The sequence below is a fragment of the Streptomyces sp. NPDC001002 genome (assembly GCF_053599215.1).
Genome location: NZ_JBSFLV010000014.1, coordinates 1 through 25,966, shown reverse-complemented (window position 1 = coordinate 25,966; position 25,966 = coordinate 1). Strand labels below are relative to the sequence as shown.

At 70.8% G+C, this 25,966-nt stretch carries 28 protein-coding genes; 17 read left to right on the top strand and 11 right to left on the bottom strand.

What is annotated here, in order from left to right; genetic code table 11:
* Window positions 1-27 precede the first annotated feature (27 nt).
* Genes ACWDR3_RS09565 through ACWDR3_RS09550 form a run of 4 tightly spaced genes read left to right on the top strand, consistent with a single transcriptional unit; the run spans window position 28 to window position 2,992 of the window.
* The gene (locus ACWDR3_RS09565; RefSeq protein ID WP_450351893.1) at window positions 28-753 is read left to right on the top strand and encodes a metal-dependent hydrolase; all 726 of its coding nucleotides are present in this window, start codon (window positions 28-30) and stop codon (window positions 751-753) included.
* Window positions 753-1,328: a helix-turn-helix domain-containing protein gene (locus ACWDR3_RS09560; protein WP_266589777.1), complete on the top strand. Its 576-nt coding sequence runs from the start codon at window positions 753-755 to the stop codon at window positions 1,326-1,328. Before ACWDR3_RS09565 ends, ACWDR3_RS09560 begins: the two co-directional genes overlap by 1 nt.
* A 56-nt stretch (window positions 1,329-1,384) precedes the next feature.
* Window positions 1,385-2,446, top strand: coding sequence for a threonine aldolase family protein (locus tag ACWDR3_RS09555; RefSeq protein WP_450351892.1), 1,062 nt, complete (start codon window positions 1,385-1,387; stop codon window positions 2,444-2,446).
* Window positions 2,447-2,476: 30 nt separating this feature from the next.
* Window positions 2,477-2,992 carry a putative immunity protein gene (locus tag ACWDR3_RS09550; protein WP_450351891.1) on the top strand — a complete coding sequence of 172 codons (516 nt, stop codon included), beginning with the start codon at window positions 2,477-2,479 and terminating at the stop codon, window positions 2,990-2,992.
* Window positions 2,993-3,027: 35 nt separating this feature from the next.
* Here ACWDR3_RS09550 and ACWDR3_RS09545 read toward each other — a convergent pair whose 3' ends face one another.
* On the bottom strand, window positions 3,028-3,639 hold the full coding sequence (locus tag ACWDR3_RS09545; protein ID WP_450351890.1) for a TetR/AcrR family transcriptional regulator: 612 nt from the start codon (window positions 3,637-3,639) through the stop codon (window positions 3,028-3,030).
* 124 nt (window positions 3,640-3,763) lie between these two features.
* On the opposite strand from ACWDR3_RS09545, the gene ACWDR3_RS09540 reads away from it, so the two are divergent.
* Together ACWDR3_RS09540 and ACWDR3_RS09535 are read left to right on the top strand one after the other, a co-directional pair.
* Window positions 3,764-4,339: an ester cyclase gene (locus ACWDR3_RS09540; RefSeq protein ID WP_450351889.1), complete on the top strand. Its 576-nt coding sequence runs from the start codon at window positions 3,764-3,766 to the stop codon at window positions 4,337-4,339.
* A 40-nt stretch (window positions 4,340-4,379) separates the two neighbouring features.
* A complete protein-coding gene (locus ACWDR3_RS09535) occupies window positions 4,380-4,751 on the top strand; it encodes a VOC family protein (protein WP_450351888.1) in 372 nt (123 codons plus the stop codon).
* Between the two features lie 118 nt (window positions 4,752-4,869).
* Here the strand turns inward: ACWDR3_RS09535 and ACWDR3_RS09530 are convergent, their stop codons facing one another.
* From ACWDR3_RS09530 to ACWDR3_RS09515, 4 genes are all read right to left on the bottom strand, one after another.
* Window positions 4,870-5,808 carry a sigma-70 family RNA polymerase sigma factor gene (locus ACWDR3_RS09530; RefSeq protein ID WP_450351887.1) on the bottom strand — a complete coding sequence of 313 codons (939 nt, stop codon included), beginning with the start codon at window positions 5,806-5,808 and terminating at the stop codon, window positions 4,870-4,872.
* 10 nt (window positions 5,809-5,818) lie between these two features.
* The gene (locus ACWDR3_RS09525; protein WP_450351886.1) at window positions 5,819-7,009 is read right to left on the bottom strand and encodes an NAD(P)/FAD-dependent oxidoreductase; all 1,191 of its coding nucleotides are present in this window, start codon (window positions 7,007-7,009) and stop codon (window positions 5,819-5,821) included.
* Between the two features lie 113 nt (window positions 7,010-7,122).
* On the bottom strand, window positions 7,123-7,689 hold the full coding sequence (locus ACWDR3_RS09520; protein ID WP_450351885.1) for a DUF6817 domain-containing protein: 567 nt from the start codon (window positions 7,687-7,689) through the stop codon (window positions 7,123-7,125).
* A 20-nt stretch (window positions 7,690-7,709) separates the two neighbouring features.
* Window positions 7,710-8,555, bottom strand: coding sequence for a LysR family transcriptional regulator (locus tag ACWDR3_RS09515; RefSeq protein ID WP_450351884.1), 846 nt, complete (start codon window positions 8,553-8,555; stop codon window positions 7,710-7,712).
* 183 nt (window positions 8,556-8,738) lie between these two features.
* Between ACWDR3_RS09515 and ACWDR3_RS09510 the strand changes: the two genes are divergently transcribed.
* The 7 genes from ACWDR3_RS09510 to ACWDR3_RS09480 all read left to right on the top strand — a co-directional run bounded on the left by ACWDR3_RS09510 (window position 8,739) and on the right by ACWDR3_RS09480 (window position 17,486).
* The gene (locus tag ACWDR3_RS09510; RefSeq protein WP_450351883.1) at window positions 8,739-9,614 is read left to right on the top strand and encodes an NAD(P)H-binding protein; all 876 of its coding nucleotides are present in this window, start codon (window positions 8,739-8,741) and stop codon (window positions 9,612-9,614) included.
* 124 nt (window positions 9,615-9,738) lie between these two features.
* Window positions 9,739-11,793: a bifunctional aldolase/short-chain dehydrogenase gene (locus tag ACWDR3_RS09505; RefSeq protein WP_450351882.1), complete on the top strand. Its 2,055-nt coding sequence runs from the start codon at window positions 9,739-9,741 to the stop codon at window positions 11,791-11,793.
* 14 nt (window positions 11,794-11,807) lie between these two features.
* The gene (locus tag ACWDR3_RS09500; RefSeq protein WP_450351881.1) at window positions 11,808-13,277 is read left to right on the top strand and encodes a rhamnulokinase; all 1,470 of its coding nucleotides are present in this window, start codon (window positions 11,808-11,810) and stop codon (window positions 13,275-13,277) included.
* Window positions 13,278-13,347: 70 nt separating this feature from the next.
* A complete protein-coding gene (locus ACWDR3_RS09495) occupies window positions 13,348-14,103 on the top strand; it encodes a (Fe-S)-binding protein (RefSeq protein ID WP_450351880.1) in 756 nt (251 codons plus the stop codon).
* Window positions 14,100-15,578: a LutB/LldF family L-lactate oxidation iron-sulfur protein gene (locus ACWDR3_RS09490; protein WP_450351879.1), complete on the top strand. Its 1,479-nt coding sequence runs from the start codon at window positions 14,100-14,102 to the stop codon at window positions 15,576-15,578. Before ACWDR3_RS09495 ends, ACWDR3_RS09490 begins: the two co-directional genes overlap by 4 nt.
* On the top strand, window positions 15,575-16,243 hold the full coding sequence (locus ACWDR3_RS09485) for a LutC/YkgG family protein (protein WP_450351878.1): 669 nt from the start codon (window positions 15,575-15,577) through the stop codon (window positions 16,241-16,243). The genes ACWDR3_RS09490 and ACWDR3_RS09485 overlap by 4 nt, the downstream gene beginning before the upstream one ends.
* A gap of 88 nt (window positions 16,244-16,331) precedes the next feature.
* Entirely contained in the window at window positions 16,332-17,486 is a 1,155-nt protein-coding gene (locus tag ACWDR3_RS09480; protein ID WP_450351877.1) for an ABC transporter ATP-binding protein, read from the top strand.
* A gap of 56 nt (window positions 17,487-17,542) precedes the next feature.
* Here the strand turns inward: ACWDR3_RS09480 and ACWDR3_RS09475 are convergent, their stop codons facing one another.
* The 5 genes from ACWDR3_RS09475 to ACWDR3_RS09455 all read right to left on the bottom strand — a co-directional run bounded on the left by ACWDR3_RS09475 (window position 17,543) and on the right by ACWDR3_RS09455 (window position 20,831).
* Complete coding sequence (locus tag ACWDR3_RS09475) at window positions 17,543-18,478, bottom strand: ABC transporter substrate-binding protein (RefSeq protein ID WP_450351876.1); 936 nt, start codon at window positions 18,476-18,478, stop codon at window positions 17,543-17,545.
* Window positions 18,475-19,146 (bottom strand): ABC transporter permease, encoded by a 672-nt coding sequence (locus ACWDR3_RS09470; protein ID WP_450351875.1) that lies wholly within the window; start codon window positions 19,144-19,146, stop codon window positions 18,475-18,477. Before ACWDR3_RS09470 ends, ACWDR3_RS09475 begins: the two co-directional genes overlap by 4 nt.
* Window positions 19,143-19,823 (bottom strand): ABC transporter permease, encoded by a 681-nt coding sequence (locus ACWDR3_RS09465; protein WP_450351874.1) that lies wholly within the window; start codon window positions 19,821-19,823, stop codon window positions 19,143-19,145. The genes ACWDR3_RS09470 and ACWDR3_RS09465 overlap by 4 nt, the downstream gene beginning before the upstream one ends.
* Window positions 19,824-19,884: 61 nt before the next feature.
* Window positions 19,885-20,253: a hypothetical protein gene (locus ACWDR3_RS09460; RefSeq protein ID WP_450351873.1), complete on the bottom strand. Its 369-nt coding sequence runs from the start codon at window positions 20,251-20,253 to the stop codon at window positions 19,885-19,887.
* Entirely contained in the window at window positions 20,250-20,831 is a 582-nt protein-coding gene (locus ACWDR3_RS09455; protein ID WP_450351872.1) for a DUF4232 domain-containing protein, read from the bottom strand. The genes ACWDR3_RS09460 and ACWDR3_RS09455 overlap by 4 nt, the downstream gene beginning before the upstream one ends.
* Before the next feature lie 216 nt (window positions 20,832-21,047).
* Between ACWDR3_RS09455 and ACWDR3_RS09450 the strand changes: the two genes are divergently transcribed.
* Both ACWDR3_RS09450 and ACWDR3_RS09445 read left to right on the top strand, forming a co-directional pair.
* Window positions 21,048-21,833, top strand: a complete 786-nt coding sequence (locus ACWDR3_RS09450) for an ABC transporter ATP-binding protein (protein WP_450351871.1) — start codon at window positions 21,048-21,050, stop codon at window positions 21,831-21,833.
* A gap of 3 nt (window positions 21,834-21,836) precedes the next feature.
* Complete coding sequence (locus tag ACWDR3_RS09445; protein ID WP_450351870.1) at window positions 21,837-23,147, top strand: FtsX-like permease family protein; 1,311 nt, start codon at window positions 21,837-21,839, stop codon at window positions 23,145-23,147.
* Between the two features lie 134 nt (window positions 23,148-23,281).
* Here ACWDR3_RS09445 and ACWDR3_RS09440 read toward each other — a convergent pair whose 3' ends face one another.
* A complete protein-coding gene (locus tag ACWDR3_RS09440; protein WP_450351966.1) occupies window positions 23,282-23,851 on the bottom strand; it encodes a TetR/AcrR family transcriptional regulator in 570 nt (189 codons plus the stop codon).
* A gap of 181 nt (window positions 23,852-24,032) precedes the next feature.
* Between ACWDR3_RS09440 and ACWDR3_RS09435 the strand changes: the two genes are divergently transcribed.
* Together ACWDR3_RS09435 and ACWDR3_RS09430 are read left to right on the top strand one after the other, a co-directional pair.
* A complete protein-coding gene (locus tag ACWDR3_RS09435; RefSeq protein ID WP_450351965.1) occupies window positions 24,033-24,890 on the top strand; it encodes an AAA family ATPase in 858 nt (285 codons plus the stop codon).
* 59 nt (window positions 24,891-24,949) lie between these two features.
* Window positions 24,950-25,966: VWA domain-containing protein (locus ACWDR3_RS09430; protein ID WP_450351964.1), on the top strand; the 1,017-nt coding region annotated here is incomplete at its 3' end.

The following is a 25,966-nucleotide window of genomic DNA, read 5'->3' as shown; positions in this document are numbered from 1 at the left end:
CCTCTGAATGTTCGTTATAGTGAACGCATGGTTCATTCAGCTACGGCTCCCCTGGTGGGCACGCCACAGGTCAGCGCCTACCTCGACGACACCTACCTGGAGCAGGTCGATACGCGGGTGATCGCGGTCGGCGAGCGGGACGGTGCGCCATGGGCGGCCGTCGAGCACTGTCTCTTCCATCCGCAGGGCGGGGGCCAGCCCGCCGACCGAGGGTGGCTGGAGGACACGGAGATCGTGCCGGTCCGGGATCGCGAGTCAGGACTGATCGTGGCGACCGCGGCCGAGGGCGGCTCCCTTCCGCCGCTCACCGAGGGCCAGAAGGTACGAGCCAGGATCGACCTCCCTATCCGGACCGCGCACGCCGCGCTGCACACGGCCGGGCACCTCGTCGAAGCGGTCGGCCGGGCGCAGGGGTGGGAGATGGTCGCCAGCAACCACTTCCCCGGTCAGGCACGCATCGAGTTCCAAGTACCAGAAGCGGAGGCGCGGTTGGCCGACCCGAAAGGGCGGGAGGAGGTGACGGCCGTGCTGCGTGCCGCGGTGGCGGTCGCGGTCGCCGATGACCTGCCTGTGTTCGCGCGGTATGTCGACGACGGGCGGCGCGTGGTGCACCTCGACGGGCTGCACTCGGCGCCCTGCGGAGGCACGCACGTGCGGAGCCTCGGGGACCTGGCCGACGTGCAGCTGCCGACGTTGAAGGTCAAGAAGGGCCGTATCCGGGTGTCGTACACCGCAACCCACAGGAGCCGCTGATGACTCCCCCGCCGTCCGGCCGTCAGCCGGTGAGCAGTACCGCGGCCGCCGTCGGTGCGAAGATCCGGCTGCGCCGGCAGCAACGCGGAATGAGTGCCGCGGAGATGGCGCGGCGCGCCGGGTTGAGCAAGGCCACGCTGTCGCAGTTGGAGGCCGGCAACGGCAATCCGACGATCGACACGCTCGACGCGATCGCGATCGCCCTGCGCATCCCGATCGCCGATCTGCTGGCACGCGATGCCGACACCGGGCCGGTCTTCCGGCCGGGCACGGACGTCGAACCCGGCGAAGTATCAAGGGAGTTGCTACGCCGGATCAGCAGCGGCAACAGCCTGGAGATCTGGCGGCTGCGCATTCCGGCCGAGACGGAGCTGGCGGGCGTACCGCACGCGACCGGCACGATCGAGCACCTGCTCATCGCCACCGGGCACGTCACGGCAGGACCCGTCGACGCCCCGCAGGACCTGGGGCCCGGCGACATGCTCGCCTTCGCCGGGGACGCCCCGCACTTCTACCGCACCGGAGCCGAGGAAGTGGACATCACCGTCGTCTTCGCCTCCCCCATCAGTACTTGAGACACCTGAGATATCTGAGACACCTGAGACGTTCCCGCAACCCAGGAAGACCCCTCATGAGCACCGCGATCGCCACCACTCCCTCCAGCCGTGCCTTCATCAGCGACAACATGGCCGGGGCGTCCCCGCAGATAGCCCGGGCCGTCGCCGACGCGGCCGCCGGGCAGGTTCTGCCGTACGGCAACGACCCCTTCACCGAGAGCACCCGTCGCAGGCTCGGTGAGATCTTCGAGCGGGACGTCGACGTCTTCCCGGTCTCCACCGGGTCCGCCGCCAACGGTCTGAGCCTGGCGGCCCTCACCCCGCCGTGGGGCAGCGTGCTCTCGCACCCCGACAGCCACATCAACACCGACGAGTGCGGGGCTCCGGAGTTCTTCACCAACGGCGCCAAGCTGGTCGGCGTACCGGGTCCCGACAGCAAGATCGACCCCGAGGCGCTGCGGGTGGCGGTGCGTCGGCGGGCCGGTGACGTGCACAGCGTGCAGCCGTCCGTGGTGAGCATCAGTCAGGCCACCGAGAGCGGCAGCGTCTACACCCTGGAGGAGATCCGCCGACTGTCCGCCATCGCCAAGGAGGCGGGGCTCCACGTCCACATGGACGGCGCGCGCTTCGCCAACGCGCTGGACCATCTCGGCGCCACCCCGGCCGAGTTGACCTGGAAGGCCGGTATCGACGTCCTGTCCTTCGGCGCCACCAAGAACGGCGCGATGACCGCCGACGCCATCGTCTCCTTCGACCCCGCACTCGCCGGTGAACTCGCCTTCCGCGCCAAGCGCGCCGGCCAACTCACCTCGAAAATGCGCTTCCAGACGGCCCAGATCGACGCGTACCTCACCGACGGCCTGTGGCTGCGCAACGCCCGCCAGGCCAACGAGATGGCCACCCGCCTCGGCGACGGCCTCAAGTCCATTGCCGGCGCGGGCCTGTTGGCCACACCCCAGGCCAACATCCTCTTCTGCCGACTGCCCCAGCAGGTCACCGAAGGACTCCTCGCCGAGGGCTACGCCTTCTACCACGACCGCTGGGAACCGGGCATCGTCCGCTTCGTCACCGCCTTCTCACACAGTGCCGACGACATCGACCAACTCCTCGACTCGGTCCGCCGGCACGCCATCTGACGGACCGTCACATGGGAGAGAATGTCGGCCATGATCCTCCCCAAGGTCAGGGACCAGCGCTTCGTGACGATCCGACGTGGTGGGACGCTCACCGATGCGGATCACCATCTCCTTGCCCTTTGGGCGGCCGATTGCGCTGAGCACGTCCTCGGGCTCTTCGAGGCGGCTCAGCCCGAGGACCCCCGGCCGCGCCAGGCGATCGAGCATGCCCGCGCCTGGGTGCGGGGCGAGGTCAAGATGATGGAGGCCCGCGCGGCCGGCGGCCATGCGATGGGCGCGGCCCGCGACCTGCGGGGCGCGGCCCGGCATGCCGCGTACGCCGCCGGCCAGGCCGGAGCCGTCGCACACGTCGCCGCGCACGAACTCGGTGCGGCCGCTTACGCGATCAAGGCGGCACGCGCAGCCGCACCGAAGGGCGAGAGCGAGGCCGCGGGTCGACTTGAGTGCCAGTGGCAGCGCGACCAACTCCCGAAGCCGATCCGCGAGTTGGTACTGGACGACCAGCGACTGCGGAACGACATCTGCTGGTCGGTGTTCGACTGCTGAGCGCGCATCGGGCGTCGAGCGTCAGACGTCGGACGTCAGCGAAGGGCGGTGACGGCCATGTCGCGGAGGACTTCCTCGGCACGGTCCCATGACCAGCCGTTCTCGACCACGAGTGTGCGCCATCCCGTGGGGCCGAACCAGTACCAGAGGAGATCGCCGGTCTCCTTCGTCGAGTGGGGCGGCGAGGGCGTCAGGGTGTGCAGATGGCACGCGGCGGTGTGCAGTGCCTCCCGGTACGCGGCCGTCGCGCGCTCCCACAGCTCCTCGCCGTTCTCATGCACGGGCAGCGCCTTGCGGATCGCCTCGTGCACCGCGAACTGCCCCTCGTTGCCCAGCCGCGTGCCGTGGGCCAAGGCCTTGAGGACCGCCTCCGGGGTCCGCAGATCGAGCAGGTCGTTCATGGCCTGCTCGTAGCCCGAGGCGAGCACGCCCTGGTCGACGATCAGGTTCAGGATGTCGCCCTTGCTCCCGACGCTCGCGAAGACGGTCTTCGAGGCAATGCCGGTCGCCGAGGCGATGTCGGCGACGGTGACCCGCCCGTATCCACGCTCGGCGAACAGTTCCGTGGCGTGTTCGAGGATCAGCGCACGCGTCCGAGCGGCGCCCTGCTCGCGCAGCGGAGAGACGTAACGGCGCTTGGGAGGCATCGCGCCATCTTACGGCGAGGAATTCAATAGGCGTGCTGTAACCTCAATTACTATGGGTGCCTGCACCCAGGTCATCAGCACCCCCTCAGCACGCACCTCCCGCGAAAGGGATCACGCAATGGGCATGGACGCCACGGAACTGGCCCACGGGCTCTTCCGCATCCTCGAAACCGGCGATCCCGCACTGGCCGCCGAGGTGGTGCACGAGGACTTCCACAACCGAGAGGCGGCGGTCTCGCCCTCGGCCTGCGCACTTCCCGGCCCCGCCGGAGTGCTCGCCTCCAGCGCGTGGATGCGCTCCGCCTTCACCGACCTGAACTTCCCCGTCCTCGCTGTCGCCCACAACGACGAGCAGGTATGGATACGACTGCGCATGCGCGGCCGTCACACAGGGCCCTTCATCCGCTTCCGTGACGGCGCCCTTGACCAGGCGATTCCGCCCACCGGACGCGACATCGACTTCGAGCAGATCCATGTGCTCGACCTCAAGGACGGCAAGGTGGTCGGGCACGAGGCGGTGCGCGACGACGTGACCATGCTCGGACAGCTCGGTGTCTTCCCGCCGAGTCCTGCCGTCGGGCTGAGCATGCTCGCCTGGAAGGTGACGGGACGGTCGGCGCGTGCCGCCGCGGACGTCACGGCCAAGGCCGCCGAGGCGGCGGCCGGAGCGGTGAGGAAGCGCGCGGGCCTCACTCCCTGACGGGAGCGACGTATTCGATCCTCCGGGCACACTGACGAACATGCCTGTCTCTCTGCATCACATCGTCATCGACGCCCATGATCTGCCCGCCCTGGCCCGGTTCTGGGCCGAGGTGCTGGGCTGGCGGATCCTCTCCGAGCGGGAGCGGGAGGTCGTGATCGGGCCGGACGAGAACGCGCCTGTAGGGATCTGCTTCATGCCGGTGACGGACCGCAAGGTCGTCAAGAACCGGCTGCACCTCGACCTGACGTCCGCCGTGGAGGACCGGGAGGCCGAGATCGAGCGCATCCTCGCGCTCGGCGCCCGCAGGGCGGACGTCGGTCAGAGCGGCGACGAGTCGTGGACGGTACTGGCCGATCCCGAGGGGAACGAGTTCTGCGTGGTCCGCCCGAAGACGACCCTCATCAGCTAGGGGCTGTCCCACAAACGGCTTCGGGTGTGACTGCGGGCGATGGGTGGCCAGGGGCGCTGTGATCCGCCCTGGTCAGCCCTCCGTGACGATTCGTAGGTAGCTGCTCCAGCGGCTTGGGTCACCAAGCGCTGATGAATGGTGCGTCGGGTTCGTGCTGCCGCCAGACCTCATTGAGACGCGCGAGCCGGTCCGCGGCGGCGATGCCGCGCAGGGATGCGACTTTGCCGTCGGTGACTTCGAACGCCACAGCGCCCACGACCTGGTCATCGACCACGGCGAGGACGGCCGGGGAGCCGTTGAGCAGCGCGATATGCATCGCGGGCGAGCCGCCGGCCAGCCGGCGCTTCGCCGGCGTGGGCTTGAAGCCGGCCCGCACGAAGGAGGCGACCCGCTCGCGCGTCCTGTACCGCAACAGCCGGGTGCCCAGTCCGTAGCCGTCCGAGACCGCGGTCACGTCGTCGGTGAGGAGCGCCACCAGCCGTTCGGTGCGCCCCGACATCGCGGCGGCGAGGAACTCCTCGACGACCCGGCGCGCGGACGCGGGGTCGGCCTCGCCGCTGTGGCGGCGCTCGGCGGCGACCCGGATCCGGGCCCGGTGGACATGCTGCTGGCTCGCGGACTCGGTGATGTCGAGGATCCCGGCGATCTCGGCGTGGCTGTACGAGAAGGCCTCACGCAGGACGTAGACGGCCCGTTCGACCGGCGAGAGCCGCTCCATCAGGGTCAGGACGGCGAGGGACACCGATTCGCGCTGCTCGAAGGTATCGGCCGGGCCGAGCATGGGGTCGCCCTCAAGAAGCGGCTCCGGCAACCAGGCGCCGGCCGCTCGCTCGTGGCGCGCCTGCGCCGAGCGGAGCCGGTCGAGGCAGAGATGGGTGACGACCTTGGTCAGCCATGCTTCCGGCACCACGACCCGTTCGCGGTCTGCCGACTGCCAACGCAGGAACGTGTCCTGCACGGCGTCCTCGGCATCGGCGGCCGAGCCGAGCAGACGGTACGCGAGCGAGGCCAGCCGGCCCCGGCTGGCCTCGAACCGATCGACGGCTGCGCTGTCCATACGCAGCAGCCTACGCAGCGGCCCTCACACCGGCCCGGTCAGGCGCGGTGGCCAGGCGGCGGCTGTGCCTCGGCACGCCGAAGGTCGGGTGGTCGATACCCCAGCCGGCCCCCTTCAGCACGCCCGACTTGAGCCGCGCGGCAACCCTGCCGCCCAGGTACCAGGGCTTCGATCGGGCGTCCCCGTCCACCATCTGGAAGATCGCGTCCCGCCGGCCGAGGCTGATGTGGTTGCCGTAGTACTTCAGGCCGATGGTCGGCACGTCACGGGCCGTCAGACGCGCGATGATCGCAGCGGTCGCCTGCATATTGGTGAAGCCGGCCGAGGCGCACGACATGGGCAGCGGCCGGCCGTTCTCGCCGATCGCGTAGGCGCAGTCACCGGCGGCATAGACATCCGGGTGCGAGACGGAGCGCATGGTGCGGTCGACGACGATCTGGCCGGTCTCGGCGACCTCCAGGCCGCTGGCAGCCGCGATGGGGTGCACGGCGAACCCGGCCGACCACACGGTCACGTCGGCCGGGACGGACGTACCGTCGGCGGCGATCGCCCGGGTCGGCTCGACGGCCTCGATGCCGGTGTACTCGTGGACGGTGATGCCGAGCCGGTCGAAGGCAAGGCGCAGGTGACGGCGGGCCTTCGGCGAGAGCCAGGCGCCCAGCTCGCCGCGGGCAGCGAGCGCGACCGAGACGTCGGGCCGTGACTCGGCGAACTCGGTGGCGGTCTCGATGCCGGTCAGCCCCTCACCGACGACCAGCACGGTGCCGCCCTCACCCAGGCCGGCCAGGCGCTCACGCAGACGCAGCGCCGAGGACAGGCCGGTCACATCGAAGGCGTACTCGGCCACGCCGGGGACGCCACGGTGAGCCACGGAGCTACCCAGCGCGTAGAGAAGCGTGTCGTACACGAGCTCGCTATCGCCGTCCTCGCCGGTCACGACAACGGCTTTGCGCTCGGGGTCGACACCGGTGACGCGCGCCAGGCGCAGCCTTACCCCGGTGCCCTCGAACACGTCGGCGAGCTTGCGGAACGCGAGGTCCTGGCCGATCGCGAGCTGGTGGAGCCGCATCCGCTCGACGAAGTCGGGCACGGCGTTGACGACGGTGATCTCGACGTCCAGAGGGGAGAGCCGGCGGACCAGGTTTCCGGCGGCGAAGGCCCCGGCATATCCGGCACCGAGTACGACAATGCGGTGCTTCATGGCGTTGCTCCTGTCTCGTTCGCGTGCCCTTCGAACGAGACAGCGCCCCGATTGCTGACAGGAGCCGAGTGTGACGCGGGTCACCGAACCAAGGTCGGCGAGCGGGACAGCCCTTAGGAACTCAGCTCCAACCCACAAGCCGCCCAAGCAGGTTGACTCAGCAGGGGCCGGAAGGGGGTGAAGAGTGCGAGGAGTTCGGTACCCCACTTCTCGCGGAAGGCGGGATCGATGCGGGCGATGTCCAGTTCGTTGGCGGCGGACAACTCCGCGAAATCCCGCCGCAGTTGCAGCCCCGGAATGTGGCTGCGGCCGGTGAACCGGTCGTGGAAGGGCCCGTCGGCGTCCGCGAGCGTCGGGTACGTGGCCTTGCGGTCGCACGCGGCATAGCGATACACGATCTCTTCGGCCTCCTCCCCGATCACCAGGGCGAGTTCGGCACGGCGGTCCACGGGCAGCAAGGCCGTGGGGAAGCCGTCGGTGCCGTAGAACGCGTGGCAGAGGCCCGCGAGTTGGAGGACCGGACGGGCTCCCCACTCGGCGAGTCGGCCCTGGACGCGCTGGAGGTGTGCGAGGAGAGTGCCTCCCGGGTGGGGGATGTCCGCGGCACCCAACTCGCGCAGCAGCGCGACGGCTTGGTCTGCAGAGGCCGAGCAATCGTCGGACGCAGGGGAAGCAGGCACCGGGCGATCTCCTTCCACTTCTACGCCACCGCCGAAGTCGCCGCCCGCACCAGCGCCGCCGTCGCCACCGAGCAGGACTGCTGAGGCCACGCGACCCACAACGTGGCGGGCGGGGCGTCCAGGACCGGGCGGTAGGCCACACCCGGGCGTGGATAGCGGAACGTCACGGATTCCGGCAACAGCGTGACCAGATCGCCCAGTTCGACGCGTGCGAGCAGTTGGGCGAGGTCGATGAAGCCGTGCTCTTCGACCGTCGAGTCGAGGAAGCGGCCGAGACCGACGAGGTCGCCGGGTTCGACCCCGGGGAGTGCCAGGTCGGCCAGGGTGAGGCGGTCGCGGGCGGCGAGGGGGTGCGCGGCGGGGAGGACCGCCGTTCGCGGTTCGGCGAAGATCGGCTCGGCGTCGAGGCCGGCGCGGTCGAACGGGTCGTAGAGCAGGGCCGCGTCCGCCTCGCCCTGCCGCAGCAGACGGACCTGTTCGCCCCAGCCGGAGAGGCGGATCGACACGGGGAGGGCGGCCGGGTCGGCCGCGAAACGGGTCAGGATGGTCTCCAGCAGACCCCCGTCGCCGTCGGCCTTCACGGCCAGGACCAGCTTCGCGTCGGGGCTGGACGCACGTTGGGCTCGTCGCCCGGCCGCGTGCAGGGCGTCCAGGGCGCTCCGGGCCTCCGTCAGGAGGATGCGGCCGGCCGGGGTCAGCGAGACGCTGTGCGTGGTGCGCTCGAAGAGCGTGACGCCCAGATCCGCTTCGAGTTTGCGGATCGCGCGGGACAGGGGCGGGGCCGAGATGCCCAGGCGCTCCGCGGCACGGGCGAAGTTGAGCTCTTCGGCCACGGCGACGAAGTAGCGCAGGGGTCGGGATTCCACAGCCGGGCACCTCCGATCGGTGTTACCTCCAGGGTAACAAGCCGGATCCTTTCGATCCTTCCGTTCCACCCGGGCGGATCCGAGGATCGAAGCACAGAGCACCACCGACCGGGCGCGGCTTCGCCTTTCCGGCCCTCAGCCCGTCCGCGTCACCCTCCCTCGACCACGTTTTCGGAGTTCTCCTTGATCGTCATCACCACTCCCACCGGCTCCATCGGCCGACAGCTCCTCGACGGCATCGTCGACGGCGAGGAGGCGATCCGCGTGATCGCACGTGATCCCTCCCAACTCCCGCCACGCGTCCGCGAACGCGCCGAGGTCGTCGCCGGTTCGCACACCGACCGCGATGTCGTCATGAAGGCCTTCGACGGCGCGGACCGTGTCTTCTGGGTCGTTCCCCCGGACAACGGCGTGCCCGATGTCGAGGCCTACTACCTGGACAGCACCCGCCCGGCCTGCGAGGCGATCGAGGCTCACGGTGTGAGGCAGGTGGTCGCCGTCTCGACCATGGGCGTCGGCGTCGAGAAGAACGCCGGCCACCTCTCCGCCGCCCGCGCCACCGACGAACTGATCGCCGGCACGGGCGTCGCCTACCGGGCGCTGCGCCCGCCGACATTCATGGAGAACCTGCTGCGCCAGATCGAGCCGATCAGGAACCAGGGCACGTTCTTCCTGCCGGCTCCCGCGGACCGCGTCCTCGCCACAGTCGCCACCCGCGACATCGCCGCCAAGGGCGCCGAACTGCTCCGCGACGACTCGTGGACCGGCTACGAAGGCGTCCCGGTGATCAGCCCCGACGCGCTCACCCCCGCCGACATGGCCCGGATCATGTCCGAGGCGCTGGAGCGGCCGGTCCGTTTCCAGTCGATCCCCGTCGAGGCGTACCGGCAGACCATGCTCCAGCGCGGTGCGTCCGAGGGCTCGGCACGGAGCTTCGCCGAGATGGCCACGGCCCAGAGCAACGGTGTCTACGACGAGGAGCAGCGCATCGCGCGACCGGGTCCCACCGGTTTCCGCCAGTGGTGCGAGGAGGTGCTCAGGCCGGCCGTCCTGGGCTGATCCCCGATGGTCACGCCGACATCTTGACTCCTTCACAGCCCTGCGGCTAGTTTCCCTGAAACGATTCAAATCCAGGTTCACGCATCGTTTCACCCAGGGTTTCTTCTCGAAGGACTGAATGGACATGGCACCCCAGCCCGAAGCCGCCCACCCCGAGGCCGCCGCCCTGCTCGCGCGCTCCCATCGCCTCGGCGCCGACCCCCGCAACACCAACTACGCCGGTGGCAACACCTCGGCGAAGGGCACCGACATCGACCCCGCGACCGGCGGGGACGTCGAGTTGATGTGGGTGAAGGGGTCCGGCGGTGACCTCGGAACGCTCACCGAGGCCGGGCTCGCCGCGTTGCGGATCGACCGGCTGCGCGGGCTGAAGGACGTGTATCCCGGGGTGGAGCGCGAGGACGAGATGGTCGCCGCGTTCGACTACTGCCTGCACGGCAAGGGCGGGGCGGCGCCGTCCATCGACACCGCGATGCACGGGCTGGTCGAGGCCGCGCACGTCGATCATCTGCACCCCGACTCCGGGATCGCGCTGGCGTGCGCGGCGGACGGCGAGAAGCTGACCGCCGAGTGCTTCGGCGACACCGTGGTGTGGGTGCCGTGGCGGCGTCCCGGCTTCCAACTGGGCCTGGACATCGCGGCGATGAAGGATGCCAACCCCCAGGCCATCGGGTGCGTGCTCGGCGGCCACGGCATCACGGCGTGGGGTGCCACGTCCGAGGAGTGCGAGCGCAACTCGCTGCACATCATCCGCACCGCCGAGGTCTTCCTGGCAGAGAAGGGACGACCCGAGCCCTTCGGTCCTGTCATCGAGGGGTACGAGGGTCTCGCGGAGGGGGACCGCAGGGCGCTGGCCGCCGCGCTCGCACCCCACGTGCGTGCACTCGCCTCTCAAGACCGGCCGCAGGTCGGTCACTTCACCGACGCGGACGTGGTCCTGGACTTCGTCTCCCGGGCCGAGCACCCGAGGCTCGCCGCCCTGGGCACCTCCTGCCCGGACCACTTCCTGCGCACCAAGGTCCGCCCGCTCGTCCTCGACCTGCCGCCGACCGCCCCGCTGGAGGAGGCGATCACGCGGCTGACGGAGCTGCACGCCGAGTACCGCGAGGAGTACGCCGCCTACTACGCGCGGCACGCCCTGCCCGAATCCCCCGCGATGCGCGGCGCCGACCCGGCGATCGTGCTGGTGCCGGGCGTCGGCATGTTCTCCTTTGGCAAGGACAAGCAGACGGCGCGGGTGGCGGGCGAGTTCTACGTCAACGCCATCAATGTGATGCGGGGCGCCGAGGCCGTCTCGACGTACGCGCCGATCGAGGAGTCGGAGAAGTTCCGTATCGAGTACTGGGCGTTGGAGGAGGCCAAGCTCCAACGGATGCCCAGGCCGAAGGCGTTGGCGACCCGGGTGGCGCTGGTGACGGGTGCGGGCAGCGGCATCGGCAAGGCCATCGCGCGGCGGCTGGCCGCCGAGGGCGCGTGTGTCGTGGTCGCCGATCTCGACGCGGCCAACGCCGCTGCCGTGGCGGAGGAGTTGGGCGGGTCCGACAAGGCCGTCGCGGTGACCGTGGACGTGACCTCGGAGGAGCAGATCACCGAGGCGTTCCGGGCCGCCCTGCTCGCCTTCGGCGGGGTCGATCTGGTGGTCAACAACGCCGGTATCTCCATCTCCAAGCCCCTGCTGGAGACTTCGGCCAGGGACTGGGACCTACAGCACGACATCATGGCCCGCGGCTCCTTCCTCGTCTCGCGCGAGGCCGCGCGGGTGATGATCGCGCAGGGGCTGGGCGGTGACATCGTCTACATCGCGTCGAAGAACGCCGTCTTCGCCGGCCCGAACAACATCGCCTACTCCGCGACCAAGGCCGACCAGGCCCATCAAGTGCGGCTGCTGGCCGCCGAATTGGGCGAGCACGGCATCCGCGTCAACGGCGTCAACCCGGACGGTGTCGTGCGCGGTTCCGGAATCTTCGCGGGCGGCTGGGGCGCGCAGCGCGCGGCCGTGTACGGCGTGCCGGAGGAGAAGCTGGGTGAGTTCTACGCGCAGCGGACGATCCTGAAGCGCGAGGTGCTGCCGGAGCATGTGGCGAACGCCGTATTCGCGCTGACCGGCGGGGAGTTGACGCACACCACCGGCCTGCACGTCCCGGTCGACGCCGGTGTCGCCGCCGCCTTCCTTCGTTGACAGAGGTGACACAAGTGACGGCGGTGAAAGACCCGCACGCGTACGCCGCGGTCGACCTCGGCGCGTCCAGCGGGCGTGTCATGGTCGGCCGCGTCGGGCCCGACAGGCTGGAGCTGACCGAGGCCCACCGCTTCCCCAACCGGCCCGTACGCGTGCCCGAGGGGCTGCGCTGGGACATCCTCGCGCTGTACGCGGGCGTACTGGACGGGCTCCGGGCGGCGGGCGCCCACTGCGGTGGCCGCCTCGACTCCGTCGGCATCGACAGCTGGGCCGTGGACTACGGCCTGCTGGACGCCGACGGCGCCCTGCTCGGCAACCCCGTCCACTACCGGGACCCGCGCACCGAGGGCATCGCGGAGAAGGTGTGGGCGACCCTGCCCGCCGAGGAGCTGTACGCGGCGACGGGTTTGCAGTACGCACCCTTCAACACCCTCTACCAACTGGTGGCCGCCCGCTCCACGGACCAACTCGCGCGCGCCCGGCGCCTGTTGCTCGTCCCCGACCTGCTCTCCTACTGGCTCACCGGCGAACAGGGCACCGAACTCACCAACGCCTCCACCACCCAGCTCATCGACCCCCGCACCCGCGACTGGTCCCACGAGGTCGCCTCCCGGCTGGGCATCGACCTCGGTCTGTTCGCGCCGCTGCGGCAGCCCGGGGACCCGGCCGGCGTGCTGCGCGCGGAGGTGCTGGAGGAGACCGGCCTCAAGGGTCCGGTGCCGGTGACGGCGGTCGGCTCGCACGACACCGCGTCGGCCGTGGCCGCCGTACCCGCCGGGGGCGAGCGCTTCGCGTACATCTCCACCGGCACGTGGTCGCTGGCCGGACTCGAACTCACCGCGCCCGTGCTGACCGAGGAGAGCCGGGCCGCCAACTTCACCAACGAGCTGGGGCTGGACGGCACGGTCCGGTATCTGCGGAACATCATGGGCCTGTGGCTGCTCCAGGAGTGCGTACGGGCTTGGGGCGAACCGGAGTTGGACGCGCTGCTGCGGAGTGCGGCCGACGTGCCGGCGCTGCGGTCGGTCGTGGACGCGGGCGACGAGGCGTTCCTGGCGCCGGGCCGGATGCCGGAGCGGATCGCCGAGGCGTGCCGTGCCTCCGGACAGCGGGTGCCCGGCTCGCCCGCGGAGATCACGCGCTGCATTCTCGACTCGCTCGCCCTGGCCCACCGCAGGGCCGTGGAGGACGCCCAGCGGCTGGCCGACCACCCCGTCGACGTCGTGCACATCGTCGGCGGCGGCACCCGCAACGCACTGCTGTGCCAGCTCACCGCCGACGCCTGCGGGCTGCCCGTGGTGGCGGGACCGACCGAGGCGGCGGCTCTCGGGAACGTCCTCGTCCAGGCCCGTGCGCACGGGCTGGTCGGCGACCTCCCGGCCATGCGGCGCCTGCTCACCCGTACCCAGAAGCTCACCCGCTACGAGCCGCGGGGCGACACGGCGCGGTGGCACGAGGCGCAGGTCCGGCTCACCGGAAGGTGATGGGGGCTCCCCCAGACCGCATCACCGCATTACGCTGCACTCATCCGATGATCGATCGCAAGGAGCCGCGATGCGTGTCGCCCTGTTCCTGACCTGTGTCAACGACACGCTCTATCCGGACACCGGGCGTGCCGTGGTGAAACTGCTGACCAGGCTGGGCGTCGAGGTCGACTTCCCGATGGCTCAGACGTGCTGCGGGCAGGCGCACTACAACACCGGGTACCGACATGAGGCGGAGCCACTGGCCCGGCATTTCTCCGATGTATTCGGGGAGTACGAGGCGATCGTGACGCCGTCCGGGTCGTGCGGGGCGATGGTGCGGGAGCTGTATCCGAGGATGGGCGAGCGGGCGCGGGCCGAGGGGCGCGGGGACACCCTCGCGGCCACGCTGGCGCCGGTGGTGCCGAAGACGTACGAGCTGACGGAGTTCCTCGTGGACGTCCTGGGGGTGACGGACGTCGGCGCGTACTACCCGCACTCGGTCACCTACCACCCGACCTGCCACGGACTGCGCAGCCTGGGCCTCGGCGAGCGGCCGCGCAGACTGCTCCAGTCCGTCAAGGGACTTGAGCTGGTCGAGCTGCCCGGTGCCGACGAGTGCTGCGGGTTCGGCGGGACCTTCGCCCTGAAGAACTCCGATGTCTCGGCGGCGATGGGCGCGGACAAGGTGCGCAACGCCGAGTCGACGGGCGCGGAGGTGCTGTGCGCGGCCGACAACTCCTGTCTGATGCACATCGGCGGCACGATGACTCGCCTCGGCACGGGTATGCGGCCGGTGCACATCGCGGAGATCCTGGCGAGCACGGAGGAGGAACCGGCCGTATGAGCGGGACTTTTGTGGGGATGCCGGCCTTTCCCGTCGCCGCGCACGACGCGGTGCGCAACGAGACCCTGCGCGGCAATCTGCGTCATGCCACCCACACCATTCGCGCCAAACGCGCGAAGGCCGTGGCCGAGGTCTCCGACTGGGCGGATCTGCGCGAGGCGGGCAAGCGGATCAAGGACCACACCCTCCTTCATCTCGACCGCTATCTCGTGCAGTTGGAGGAGGCGATCACCGCGGCCGGCGGCACTGTCCACTGGGCGGCGGACGCCGACGAGGCGAACCGGATCGTGGTCCAACTGGTCAAGGAGACCGGCGAGTCGGAGGTCGTCAAGGTCAAGTCGATGGCCACGCAGGAGATCGGGCTCAACGAGGCGCTGGAGGAAGAGGGGATCCGCGCCTACGAGACCGATCTCGCCGAGCTGATCGTGCAGTTGGGCAAGGACCGGCCCTCGCACATCCTGGTTCCGGCGATCCACCGCAACCGCGGCGAGATCCGCGACATCTTCCGCAAGGAGATGAGCGAGTGGGGGCGCCCCGCCCCCGAAGGCCTCACCGACACACCCGCCGAACTCGCCGAGGCAGCGCGCCTGCACCTGCGCGAGAAGTTCCTGCGCGCCAAAGTCGGCGTCTCGGGCGCCAACTTCATGATCGCCGAGACCGGCACGCTCGTGGTCGTCGAGTCCGAGGGCAACGGCCGGATGTGCCTGACCCTGCCCGAGACGCTGATCTCGGTCGTCGGCATCGAGAAGATCCTGCCGACCTGGCGGGACCTGGAGGTGTTCCTGCAGACCCTCCCCCGCTCGTCGACGGCCGAGCGCATGAACCCGTACACGTCGATGTGGACGGGCACGACGGACGAGGACGGGCCGCGGACCTTCCACCTGGTGCTGCTCGACAACGGGCGCACCGACACCCTCGCCGACGAGGTCGGCCGCCAGGCCCTGCGCTGCATCCGCTGCTCGGCCTGTCTCAACGTCTGCCCGGTGTACGAGCGGGCCGGCGGCCACGCCTACGGCTCGGTCTACCCGGGCCCGATCGGCGCCATCCTCAGCCCCCAACTCCGGGGCACGCAAAGCGAGATCGACGCCTCACTGCCGTACGCCTCCTCCTTGTGCGGTGCCTGCTACGAGGTCTGCCCGGTCGCCATCGACATCCCCGAGGTGCTGGTGCATCTGCGCGAACGGATCGTGGAGGGCGGGGAGGTGATCAGCGAGGGCAACAAGGTGGTGCTCAAGCCCGCGAAGGGGCATGCCGCCGAGCGGGCGGCGATGCGGGCGGCCCGTTGGGCGTTCGGTCGCCCCGGCGCGCTGCGCACCGGGCAGCGGCTCGCGTCCCGCACGCGCCGCTTCCATCCGCGGACGCTGCCTGGCCCGGGCCGGGCGTGGAGCGCCAGCCGGGATCTGCCGACGCTGCCGGCCGAGCCGTTCCGCGACTGGTGGCAGCGTACGAACGGTGGAAAGGACGGCGCCAAGTGAGCAGCAGGGAACGGGTGTTGGGCCGGGTGCGGCGTGCGCTGGCCGACGTACCGCGGGACGACACGCCGTACGAGCAGGCGGTTCCGCGTGAGTATCTGCGGGAGCACGGCGGTCTGAGTGTCGAGGCGACGGTCGATCTGCTGGCCGAGAACCTGGCGGACTACCGGGCGATCGTGCACCGCACGGACCCGGAGGAGCTGCCGTACCTGATCATGCGGCTGCTCTCCGAGCGGGGATCCAAGCAGGTGCTGGTGCCCCCGGGGCTGCCACCCGAGTGGATGTCGGCCGCCGATCCGACCCGCGTCCACGACCGCGCCGTGAGCACCCCGCACGAGCTGGACAAGGTCGAGAGCGTGGTCACGGGATGCGCGATCGCCATCGCCGAGACCGGCACCATCGTCCTGGACGCAGGACCCGACCAGGGCCGTCGCCGGATCACGCTCGTCCCCGACCACCACATCTGTGTCGTACGGGTCCCGGACCAGGTCGTCGCCTCCGTCCCCCAGGCCCTCGAACGCCTCGATCCGACGCGCCCGTTGACGTGGATCTCCGGTCCGTCGGCGACCAGTGACATCGAGCTGGACCGGGTCGAGGGGGTGCACGGTCCGCGCACCCTGGAGGTGGTGCTGGTGAGCGGTCCGCCGAGTGCCGGCGGCGACGCCTAGCTCCCCGTTCGGCTGCGGCTTCAGCCATTCGCCCGGCCCCGGCGCCTGCCGGGGCGCGGGCGGGAAGCCGCGCGGCTAGCGTGAGGACATGATCCGGTTCGAACAGGTCACCAAGCGGTATCCGGACGGTACGACGGCGGTGGACGGCCTGAGTTTCGAGGTGTCTGACGGCGAGCTCGTCACGCTCGTAGGACCGTCCGGCTGCGGCAAGACGACGACCATGATGATGGTCAACCGGCTCATCGAGCCGACCTCGGGCCGGATCCTCATGGACGGCGAGGACATCGCGGCCGTCGATCCGGTGCGGCTGCGGCGGCGCATCGGGTACGTCATCCAGCAGGTGGGGCTCTTCCCGCACCGGACGATCCTCGACAACACGGCGACCGTGCCGGCGCTGATCGGCTGGAAGCGGGCGAAGGCCCGGGCGCGGGCGGCCGAGTTGCTCGACCTGGTGGGCCTGGACCCGAAGCTGTACGGGCCGCGCTATCCGGACCAGCTCTCCGGCGGTCAGCGCCAACGGGTCGGCGTGGCGCGGGCGTTGGCCGCCGATCCGCCGGTGCTGCTGATGGACGAACCGTTCGGGGCCGTCGACCCGGTGGTGCGGGAGCAGTTGCAGGACGAGTTCCTGCGGATGCAGGCCGCGGTGCGCAAGACGGTGCTGCTGGTCACGCACGACATCGAGGAGGCGGTCCGGCTCGGTGACCGTATCGCCGTGTACGGGCAGGGGCGCATCGAGCAGTACGACACACCAGGGGCGGTGCTGGGCACGCCCGCGACGCCGTACGTCGCCGAGTTCGTGGGCGCCGACCGCGGGCTGAAGCGGCTGTCGGTCACCGCGATCGAGGCCGAGGACCTGGAGCAGCCGCCGGTGGCCCGCCTCGACGAACCGGCCGGGCAGGCGGCGGCACGGCTGCGAGCGGACGGCGCGCGCTGGGCGGTCGTCCTGGACACGCACGGTGATCTGCACGGCTGGGTCGGTATCGAGGACCTCGACACGGACGGCACGGTCGGCGACCGCGCGCGGCGCATGAACGCCTGGGTGCCGGTCGGCGCGCCCCTGAAGCAGGCGTTCGGCGTGATGCTCCAGCACGACGCCGGCTGGGTCGCCGTACTGGACGAGGCCCGCTTCCTGGGCGTCCTGACCCCGGCGAAGCTGCACGAGGCGCTGCGCCGGTCGGTGGACGCGGACGCGCTGGGCGTGCCCCGGGATCAGGTGACGTTCGACTCGGTGGCGGACGCCTGACGCCTGCGGGACCGGTTGCTCCGGGACCCGGGGTCCATTGACGATCCGGCAGGCGCTCAGTCCAGCAGACCCTTGTCCTTGAGATAGGTGCGGGCCACGTCCTCGGCCAACCGCCGCCAGCTGTCGACCTGTTGGTTCATGTCGGCGAGGTCGGCCGTCGTGAGGACGTCGTTCAGTTTACCCAGGGCCTTGGTGACTCCTGCGCCGCCCGCGCGGGAGCGGTTGACGACCGGGACGACGTAGTCGGCGTTCTGGAGGTGCTTGTCGTCGGTGAGCAGGACGAGGCCGAACTCGGAGAGAGTGGCGTCGGTCGTGGTGGTGAGGACCATCTGGTCCTGGCCGCTCTGCACGGCCCGCTTGGCCTGGGTGGTGCCGACGCCCTTGGGGTCGACGGCGGTGACGTCGATGCCGTAGGTCTTCTTCAACCCCGGCTCGCAGTACGGCCGTTGGACGCATTCGTCACCCGCGGCGAGCCGCACCTTCAACCCGGACGCGCCCAGGTCGCTGAGGGTCTTCAGGTCATGCTGCTTCGCGTACGACGCGCTCACGGCGAACGCGTTCTGGTCGACCGCCCGGCCGGCGGGCAGGACCGTGAGACCGCGGGGTGTGGCCAGTCGGCGCAGGGCCTTCATCGTGGCGTCGAGGTCGGGCGAGCCGACCGGTGGTGCGTCGGCGCCGTTGGTCTTGGCGTTGAGCCAGTCGGCGAAGGTCGCCGCGTACTCGGGGACGACGTCGATCTGCCCTGATTCCAGGGCGGGTTCGTACAGTTCGCGGTTGGCGACGGTCAGCAGGGACGTCTTGTATCCGGCCTGCTTCAGGAGCAGCGAGTACATCTGGGCGAGCAGGTCGCTCTCGGTGAATCCGGCCGAGCCGATGGTGAGATGGTGGCTGTCGCCGGGCGGCGCGGTGACCGCGTTCTGGTTCTCCAGGGACGGACCCGTGGAGCAGCCGGCCAGCAGCAGTACGGCCGCCAGGGCCAGGGGCCGCCTCACCGCTCGCCCCTGGCCCAGCGCGGCGACAGCCGTTCCACCGTCTCGAAGATGCCCTCGACGATCAGCGCGAACACGGCGACCAGCACGGCCCCGGCCACCACCTGCGCCGTACTGGCCAGGTTGAACCCGGCCGTGATGATCCGCCCGAGCCCGCCCCCGCCGGCCAGCGCGGCGATCGTCGCGGTGGCGACCAGCTGGACGGCGGCGATGCGTACGCCGTTCATCAACATCGGAAGGGAGAGGGGCAGTTCGACGCGGAACAGCATCTGCCGACCGGTCATCCCCATGCCGCGCGCGGCCTGGACGACGCTGCGGTCGACCTCGCGCATGCCGACGTAGGCGTTGGTGAGCAGGGGCGGTACGGCGAACAGCACCAGGGCGACGACCGTCGGGCCCTCGCCCCACTTCCCGATGGGGGTCAGCAGGAGGAGAACAAGGACGGCGAAGGTCGGCACGGCCCGGCCGATGTTGGAGATGTTCACCGCGAGCGCTCCGCCCTTGCCGAGGTGGCCCAGGACCAGCGCGATGGGCAGGGCGATCAGGCAGCTGATGACCAGGCAGACGACGGTGAGGACGAGGTGCTGGGCGAGCCGGTGCCAGATGCCGTCGTCGCCCGACCAGTGCGCGGAGTCGGTGAGCCAGTCCCAGGCGTCGGTCAGTGTCTTCACCCGCGCACCGCCCTGGTCCACGGGGTGAGCAGGCGTTGCACACCGAGCAGGAGCAGATCGGCCACGATCGCGATGACCACGCAGAGCACGGAGGCGGTGAGCACCTGTGCCTTGAAGTAGGTGTTCATTCCGGCGTAGATGAGGTTGCCCAGCCCCCCGAAGCCGACGATCGCGCCGACCGTGACCAGGGAGACCGCCGAGACCGTGGCGATGCGCAGTCCGGCCATCGCGGCGGGCAGGGCGAGGGGCAGTTCGACGGTGAGCAGAAGGCGGATCGGGCCGTAGCCCATGCCACGCGCGGCCTGCCGGGTCTCCGCCGGGACCGCGCGCAGGCCCGCCAGGATGTTCCGCACGAGCAGGGTCAGCGAGTAGAGCACGAGTCCGGCGACGACGAGGCTCTTCGAAAGGCCGTAGACCGGCAGGAGCAGCGAGAACATCGCCAGGGACGGGATCGTGTAGAGGATCGTCGTCAGGGCGAGGACCGGGCCTGCCGCCCAGCCCCAGCGGCGGGCCACGACGGCCAGCGGGAGGGCGAGCGCGAGCCCGATGAGCACCGAGATCGTGGTCAGCTGGAGATGCTGGAGGACCGCGTCGAGGAGGATGTGGCGGCGGGTGCTCAGATACTCGCCGCAGATCCACTCGTTGCGCGCGAGGCAGTCGTCCGGGGGCGCGGTCACGGGTCCATTGGATCCGGCGGGGCGGCCGTCGGCTCGTTGTGGTGGCCCGTACGGGCGTCGGTCAGGGGTTCCAGTAGGTCGAGAGCGAGGCGATGAAGGCCGCCGCTGAGGTGAGGACGACGAGTTGCGCGCCCGCAGTGATCCAGAGGCGGCAGGCGATCGCCAGGCCGACGGTCACGGCCTCGACCCGGTAGAGGAACAGGACGCAGTCGTGCTGGTAGGAGAACCCCGTGGAGTCCATCATCCCGGGATAGGGCATCCAGTCCTCGGTGAAGACGCCCTCGGTGCCGAGCAGGAGGATCCCCGCGACGAGGAGGAGGTCGAGGGTGACGAACAGCGCGCAGGTAATGCCGTCGGACCGGCGGTGTTCGGGCGAGCGGCGCAGGATGCGCTGCGGGAATCGGTCGCTCGCGGTTCCCTGATCGGTCATCGCGTGCCTCCGTCGTCGGCGGTGGTGGTGCGCCACGGGCCGACGCCGAGTTTCCCGGTGGTGCCGAGGTCGAGCCCGCCGTCCGGTGCCACCAGGCCCGGGAACCCGCCGGGCTTCGCCTCGACGGTCAGGTACGCCACGAAGTCGGCGCCGTCGAAGCCGGTGGTGGTGTTGCGCCACACCAGGCCGGCGGAGGCGGTCTCGCCTGGCGCCAGCGTCACGGTCTTCGGCGGCTCGTCGAATCCGGTCACCGTCGCGATGCCGCCGCTGCCGTGGATCACGGAGATTCCGGTCATCGTCTGCTGGTCCCGATCGAGCAGCCGGAGGCCGGGGTAGCCCTTGACCCGGTAGGTGCGGGTGCCGCAGTTCTCCAGCACGAGGTTCATCGCGCGCAGGCCCAGGGCCGCGTCCACCGGGCCCGGGGTGACCCGGACGCCGTCCCGCGGACAGGCCGCGGCCGGTGGCTCCGGCGCCTTCGGGGGATCGCCGTACGCCACTGTCGTCACGTTCCAGATGACCGCGCCGACGACCAGGCCCGCCCCGGCGCACAGCACGCCGTCCCGCACGCTTCTCCGCATCCGCAGAGTCGATCAAGCCGGGGCCCGGAGGGCTGTGACGGAAGCCATACCTCCGGTCACAGGCCTGTCACAGCCTCCCCCGACAGCCGCAGGACCACCCGAGGGGTGTCGCTGAGTACACCCCTCGATACGGGTTCTGCGCCCCATGTGCTCCGACCTCGCTCTCCGTAGGTTCTTTGGCAGGGCACAGGGCGTGCCGGACGGGGAGTGATGACGATGTTTCGCACGGGATCGCGGCGCGGCCACGACAAGGGACCCGCCGCCGAGGCACTGCGACTGGTGAAGGTGAGCAAGACGTACGGCAGCGACGAGGGTGCCGTGGCCGCGCTCGACGGCGTCACGCTCGGGCTGGCCCGGGGCACCTTCACCGCGGTGATGGGGCCGTCGGGTTCGGGCAAGTCGACGCTGCTGCAGTGCGCGGCCGGACTGGACCGGCCGGACAGCGGGATCGTGCAGGTGGACGGCACGGAGCTGACGGGCGGCGGCGAGGCCGAGTTGACGAAGTTCCGGCGCGGCCGGATCGGGTTCGTGTTCCAGCAGTACAACCTGCTGGAGACGCTGACGGTGGCGCAGAACACGGTGCTGCCGCTGAAGTTGGCCGGCCGGCGCGTCGACCGGCGGCGGGCCCGGGAGGTCCTCGAACAGGTCGGTCTCGGCGACCGGCTCGGGCACCGGCCCGCCCAGCTCTCCGGCGGTCAGCGCCAACGGGTCGCGATCGCCCGGGCGTTGGTGACCGAGCCGCGGGTGATCTTTGCGGACGAGCCGACCGGCGCGCTGGACACCCGTAGCGCGAGGGACGTGCTGCGGCTGCTGCGGGAGGCGGTCCAGGTGCACGGCCGGACCGTGGTGATGGTGACGCACGACCCGGTCGCCGCCTCCTACGCCGACTCCGTGCTGTTCCTCGCGGACGGCCGGCTGGCCGGACGCCTCGACGCACCGACCGCGGACGCGGTGGCCGAGCGCCTCGCGCACCTGGGCGACGACGTGACGGTGGGGGTGTGAGCGATGTTCGTACTGGCCATGCGCTCGATACGACAGCGGCCCGGGCGGTTCCTCGCCACATTGGTGTCGGCGTTCCTGGGCGCGACGATCATCATGACGTTCAACTCCCTGCACGACACGGCCGCGGGGACCGGTGTCGACTCGGTGAGCCGGGAGACGCTGACCACCACCGCGAGCGTCGTCGGCGGTTACGGCACGCTGCTGGTGTTCTTCGCGGTCGCCTCCACGCTCACGGTCAACGTGCGCCAGCGGGCTGCCGAGTTGGAGCTCTTGCGCAGTTCGGGAGCGACTCCGGCGCAGCTGAAGCGGATGGTCGTGGGTGAGGCGGCGGTCGTGGCCCTGGTGGGCGCGGTGCTGGCGATCGGTCCCGCGATGCTCGGCGGGCGGTGGCTGCTGGACATGTTCCAGGACAGCGGTCAGGTCTCGGGGTCGGTCGAGTACTCCTTCGGCACGGTCGCGCTGATGTCGGGCATGGACATCACCCTGCTCGCGGCGGCGGGCGCCGCGTTCCTGGCCGTACGGCGGGCCACGCGGCGGAGTGAACCGCGGGGCCGGGCACGGACGTTCCTCGCCTGGGCGGCGCTGGCCGTCGGTGCGGTGTCGGTGCTGTCGACGTTCGCGTTCTCGGCGACGGACCCGGCGCTGATGGCGGCTCCGGCATACGGGGCGATCCTGTTGTCGGTGGGGTTCGCGCTGCTGGCGCCGCGGTTGCTGAAGGCGGTGCTCGACCGGCTGCCGCTGTCCGGTGCGGCCGGGTGGCTGGCCGTGCGGAACCTGCGGGAGCGGACCGGTCAACTCGCCGGGATCCTCACGTCGTTGGTGCTGTTCACGGCGGTGGCCTCGGCGACCCTCACGATGCAGGCGGTGGAGAGCGACGCGGTGGCTGCCTCGGGGCTGAAGAAGTCCGTCGCCGACAAGAACCTGGAGACGCTCAACCTCACGGTCGTCGGCATCATCGTGGTGTTCGTCTGCGTGATGCTGGTCAACTCTCTGTACGCGGCGACGACTTACCGCAGCCGGGAGTTCGGGCAGCAGCGCCTGGCGGGCGCGACTCCCGGGCAGGTGCTCGGAGTTGTGGGTGTCGAAGGGCTGCTGCTGACCGTCGTCGGTGTCGTCTTCGGCACAGTGGCCGCGCTGGCGGGGACCATCCCGTTCACGGTCGTCCGGACCGACGGGGTGCTGCCGGACCAGTGGCTCGGGATCTGGCTCGCGGTCGCCGCGATCGCGACGGCGGTGACGCTGGGGACGACCCTGACGACGGCACGGCGAGTGCTGCGCGCCCCGGCGGTGGGGGCGGTGGCGGTCGCCGCGTGATCCGTCTCGGGGCGGCGGCTTCGGCGGCCCTCGGGACCGGCTGGTTCCGTGACCTCGGGCAAGGGGCGGCTGCTTCGGTGGCCGCCCCTTCGCCTGTGCCCGTCCGGCATTCGAGGGCTTCGCGCCCGGCGGGTCTACTTCACGCCGGCCGCGTCCAGCAGCGCCGCCGCTGTCGCGATGCTCAGCCCGTCCAGCGTCTCGATCCGGGCGCCTGCGCGGGCGCTCGCGCCGTCGTAGACCAGCATCAGCTGCCGGGCCAGGAACTCCGGGTCCGGTGCGCCACCGCGCTCCGCCTCGGCGCGGAACCCGTCCTGAAGCTGTTGCTTGGCGAGGCCGGCGACCTTGCTCGCCGGGTGCTCGGGGTCCTTCAGTTCGACCAGTGCGGCCAGGAAGGGGCAGCCCTGGTAGTCGGGGCCTGTCGAGAGCCACTCAGACCGCTCGAAGACGTGCAGGATGCGCTCCCGCGGAGTGGCGACCTGCTCCAGCCCCTCGGCGAGCTGGGCCGCGATCTCGGGAGCGCGCCGCTCCAGGCTCGCGGCGAGGACCTCGTCCTTGCTGGTGAAGAGCTGGTACATCGACCGCTTCGAGACACCGGCCGCCCGGCACAGCGCCTCGACGCCGATGGAGACGCCGTCACGGTAGAAGAGCTCCCCGGCCGCGTCGAGCAGCCGGTCCCTGGTCGACACCTTGTCCGTCGTCGACACCTTGTCCGTCGTGGTCATACAAGCGAGGTTACCTCCGCGGAAGCCGGTATGGAAACCGATCGGTATACCGCTGGTAAACCGATCGGTATACCGCTGGGGAGACCCAGGACACCCGTGACAGACTGGGTGAACAAGCGCTTAGATAGTGGTTCCGCGCCGCGCCGACCTGGAGGCCCCGTTGCTGTTCACATCCGTCGACGACGTCTCCGCGCGTCTGGCCGAGACCGGCTATCTCGCCTCGCCCGCGGTGGCCACGACCGTCTTCCTGGCCGACCGTCTCGGCAAACCGCTGCTGGTGGAGGGGCCCGCCGGGGTCGGCAAGACCGAGCTGGCCAAGGCCGTGGCCGAGGTGGCGGACGCGCGGCTGGTCCGGTTGCAGTGCTACGAGGGCGTGGACGAGTCCCGGGCACTGTACGAGTGGAACCACGCCAAGCAGCTCCTGCGCATCAGCGCAGGACGGGACGAGTCCTGGGACGAGACGCGCACGGACATCTTCAGCGAGGAGTTCCTCCTCCCCCGCCCGCTGCTGACGGCCATCCGCGGGGACGACCCCAAGGTGCTGCTGATCGACGAGACCGACAAGGCGGACGTCGAGGTCGAGGGCCTCCTCCTGGAGGTGCTCAGCGACTTCCAGATCACGGTCCCCGAACTCGGCACGGTCACCGCGACCCGCCGCCCCTTCGTCGTCCTCACCTCGAACGCGAGCCGCGAGCTGTCCGAGGCCCTACGCCGCCGCTGCCTCTTCCTCCACATCGGCTTCCCCGAGGAGGAGTTGGAGCGGCGGATCGTACGGCTGAAGGTGCCCGCCCTGGACGAGACGCTGACCGCCTCGGTGGTCCGGGTGGTCGGCGCGCTGCGCGCCATGGACCTGCGCAAGGTCCCCTCGGTCGCCGAGACCATCGACTGGGCGCGCACCCTGCTCGCCCTCGGCGCCGACACCCTCGACGAGACGGTCGTACGGGACACCCTGGGCGTTCTCCTCAAGCACCAGGACGACGTCCTCAAGGCCGCCGCCAAGCTCGACCTGGACGCCGTGTGACCGCCCCCGGGGTCGCCGAGCGGCTGACCTCGCTGGTCGGGGCGCTGCGCGCGCACGGCATGCGCATCGGGACCGGCGAGACCGTGGACGCGGCCCAGGCGATGGCCGAACTGGGCCTCGCCGACCGCGAGTTGCTGCGCGAGGGGCTGGCCGCGACGCTGCTGCACGGTCCGGCGCAGCGCCAGGTGTTCGACCCCGTCTTCGACCTGTACTTCCCGCGAGGCGTCGGCGCCCCGGAGACGGAGTCCGCAGGGCGGGACGACCTGCGGGACCGGCTCGCGGCCGCGCTGGCGACCCAAGACCTCGCCCTGATGGGCCAGTTGGCGGCGGAGGCGGTCGACGGCTTCGGCGGATACGGCAGTTCACCGCAGTCGGACGGCTGGTCCTCGTACCAGACTCTCGAACGGATCCGGCCGCAGACGCTGTTCGCCCGGGTGCGTGACACCGTCCGTGCGCGGGACGGGAGTTCGGGGTTCTCGGACCGGTTGCTCGACGACGAGATCCGGCGGCGCATCGAGACGTTCCGGCGGCAGGTGGCGGCGGAGGCGCGGCGGCGGGTGGCCGAGCGGCGGGACCGGGACGAGCTGGCCCGGCGCGCGGTGGCGCCGACGGCGGACCGGGTCGACTTCCTGTACGCCGGCAAGGACCGGCTCGCCGAACTGCGCAGGACCGTACAGCCGTTGGCCCGCAAGCTCGCCACCCGGCTCGCGGCGCGGCGGCGCCGGGCCGCGCGGGGCACCATCGATCTGCGGCGCACCCTGCGCGGCTCGCTGTCGACGGGCGGGGTGCCGATGAAGCCGGTGCTGCGCAGACGACGTCCGGTGCGGCCCGAACTCGTGCTGCTGTGCGATGTGTCGGGGTCGGTGTCCGGCTTCTCGGACTTCACGATGCTGCTGGTGCAGGCGCTGCACGACCAGTTCAGCAAGGTGCGGACGTTCGCCTTCGTCAACCGGATCGACGAGGTGACCGGCCTCCTGACGCACGGCACGGCCGACCCCGAGGGCCTGGGCGCCCACATCAGGACCCAGGCCACCCTCACCGGCTGGCACGAGAGCAGCGACTACGGCGTCGCCCTG